This window comes from Hyphomicrobium sp. (assembly GCF_035572195.1).
Classification (GTDB): Bacteria; Pseudomonadota; Alphaproteobacteria; order Rhizobiales; family Hyphomicrobiaceae; genus Hyphomicrobium_B.
The window spans coordinates 1-2,706 of the sequence record NZ_DATNBA010000022.1; the positions used below are offsets into that span (position 1 = coordinate 1).

General features: G+C 62.5%; 3 protein-coding genes. All 3 read left to right on the forward strand.

Annotated elements, in window-relative coordinates; all coding sequences use genetic code 11:
- Positions 1-12 precede the first annotated feature (12 nt).
- The 3 genes from VN623_RS02300 to VN623_RS02310 all read left to right on the forward strand — a co-directional run bounded on the left by VN623_RS02300 (position 13) and on the right by VN623_RS02310 (position 2,541).
- A complete protein-coding gene (locus VN623_RS02300) occupies positions 13-141 on the forward strand; it encodes an extensin family protein (RefSeq protein WP_325567706.1) in 129 nt (42 codons plus the stop codon).
- A gap of 273 nt (positions 142-414) precedes the next feature.
- Positions 415-1,467, forward strand: a complete 1,053-nt coding sequence (hemB, locus tag VN623_RS02305) for a porphobilinogen synthase (RefSeq protein WP_414653149.1) — start codon at positions 415-417, stop codon at positions 1,465-1,467.
- Between the two features lie 12 nt (positions 1,468-1,479).
- On the forward strand, positions 1,480-2,541 hold the full coding sequence (locus VN623_RS02310) for an SDR family oxidoreductase (protein WP_325567704.1): 1,062 nt from the start codon (positions 1,480-1,482) through the stop codon (positions 2,539-2,541).
- Positions 2,542-2,706 lie beyond the last annotated feature (165 nt).

Genomic DNA, 2,706 nt, shown 5'->3' on the forward strand with positions numbered 1-2,706 from the left:
GCACGAGCGTTTCTGCATGAAGCACATGCAGCCGCCTGCCGGATTTTCGGCACGACGCTTGGCCCCGAAGCGAATGCCGACCATCGCAATCACTTCCACGTCGACATGGCACCCCGCAAATTTACGAAGATTTGCGACTAAGGCCGGGTACGCACCTCGCCGCACAATCTTGTTGTCATCCCGGGCGAGCCTCTTTGGCGAGACCCGGGACCCAGCCATACGACACCCCCGCTGGGTCCCGGCTCGGCACTGCGTTCCGTCCGGGATGACAATCAGAGCGCTGGCGTTCGATCTTGCTGCATAGTCGGGCGTCCACTTCCCAGCCAGACCTGCGATAACGACGACATCTCTGCCGCCTTGCATTACCAGTTCGTCCGTGAACCAATGTCTCATCCAACACACTGAAGGCCGCCGATGTCCTCTCGTTCACGCCCGCCATCTCGCATTCTCGACGACGATCAAGCAGCCACGGCGCGCGGTGGCTTTCCCGCGGTCCGCATGCGCCGCAACCGCAAGGCCGCGTGGAGCCGCCGTCTCGTTGCCGAACATCGCCTGTCGGCAAGCGATTTGATCTGGCCGATGTTCGTCAGCGACGGCAAAGGCCAACGTTCCCCCGTCGCGTCAATGCCGGGCGTCGAGCGTTGCAGCATCGATCTCATCGTCGAGGCTGCGAAGCAGGCGACCGAACTCGGCATCCCCGCGATCGCACTCTTCCCGTTCACCGACCCTGAGAAACGTTCGGACGATGCACGCGAAGCCTTCAATGCCGACAACCTAGTCTGCCGCGCGACGCGCGCCGTCAAAAACGCCAAGCTCGACCTCGGCATCATTCTCGACGTCGCGCTCGATCCCTACACGAGCCACGGACACGACGGCCTGCTGGTCGGCGACGAGATCGTCAACGACGAGACGAATGCTGCGCTCGTCAAGCAGGCCCTCGTGCAAGCGGAAGCCGGCGCCGACGTGCTGGCGCCCTCCGACATGATGGATGGCCGCATCGGCGTCATCCGGCGCGCGCTCGAAGCGGTGGGCCATCAGAACACGCAGATCATGTCGTACGCCGCCAAGTATGCGAGCGCCTTTTACGGCCCCTTCCGCGACGCGGTCGGCTCAGCGGGCTTCCTCAAAGGCGATAAGCGCACCTACCAGATGGACCCGGCGAACACGGATGAAGCGTTGCGCGAAGTGGCGCTCGATCTCGCCGAAGGCGCCGACATGGTGATGGTGAAGCCGGGCCTGCCCTATCTCGACGTCGTGAGACGTGTGTCGGAAACTTTCAATGTGCCGACGCTCGCCTATCAAGTCTCGGGCGAGTACGCGATGATCGCCGCCGCTGTCGAGAAAGGCTGGCTCGATCACGACAAGGTCATGCTCGAAAGTCTGCTCGCCTTCAAACGCGCCGGTGCCTGCGGAATTCTCACCTACTTTGCACCGAAGGCCGCGCGGTTGCTGTCGGCGGCGAATTAGGTCGATTGGCCCATGACGAAAACAGCTTTGGTGGTTGGCACGACGGGCATCATTGGCAGCGCGACTGCCCAATTGCTGGTTGAAAGCGGCTGGACGGTCGCTGGTCTCGCCCGCAAACCCACCGCGCAAAATGGCGTCGTGCCTATTGCTGCCGATCTCCTCGACACGCCATCACTTAGCGCCGCAATGGCGGATGTGCGGCCGAGCCATGTATTCATCGCGACTTGGGCGCGGCAGGCGACGGAGGCAAAGAATATCCAGGTCAATAGCGCGATGGTCCGCAATCTCCTCGATGCGCTGCGGCCCGCAGGCACGGTTCGCCACGTCGCGCTCGTGACCGGGCTCAAACACTATCTGGGACCGTTCGAATCCTACGGAAAAGGACGACTGCCCATGACACCGTTCCGCGAGGATCAAGGGCGCCTCGAAATCGAAAACTTCTACTACGCGCAGGAGGATGAAGTTTTCGCAGCTGCGGCGCGCGATGGATTCAACTGGAGCATCCACCGGCCGCATACGATCATTGGCGCGGCTGTCGGTAACGCCATGAACATGGGAACAACACTCGCTGTCTATGCCACCATCTGCCGTGAAATCGGCCGCCCCTTCCGTTTTCCGGGCTCCGCTGTCCAGTGGAACGGACTGACCGATATGACCGATGCGCGGCTGCTCGCCCGTCATCTGCTCTGGGCGTCCACGACGCCCAAAGCGGCGAATGAGGCTTTCAACGTCGTCAATGGCGATATCTTCCGCTGGAACTGGATGTGGGGCCGCATCGCGGACTGGTTCGGCATCGAGCCCGACCCCTTCGATGGCACGGTACGGCCGCTCGAAGTGCAGATGGCGGGCGATGTGGGCCTATGGGCGGACATCGCCAAGCGCCGGCATCTTAAGGAAAGCGATTTGAACCGCCTTGCATCGCCCTGGCACACGGACGCGGACCTTGGCCGTCCGATCGAAGTGGTGACCGACATGTCGAAAAGCCGTCGTCTCGGCTTTACCGATTATCAATCGACTGACGCCGCATTCTTCGAGCTCTTCCAGACATTGCGAGACGACCGGCTCATTCCATGAGTAGTCGAGCGTTGAGTGGGCAGATGCCGCCGGCTAGCGTCTACTAGCGTCTAACGCGGCGGCGCATTTCTGGCGGAAGACCTGCGCTGTCGTCGGCACCAGCAGGCGACGCGGCCGTCGCATCCGCCGCCCCGGCCTGCGGAGGTTCGCCGGCACTCGGAGCTT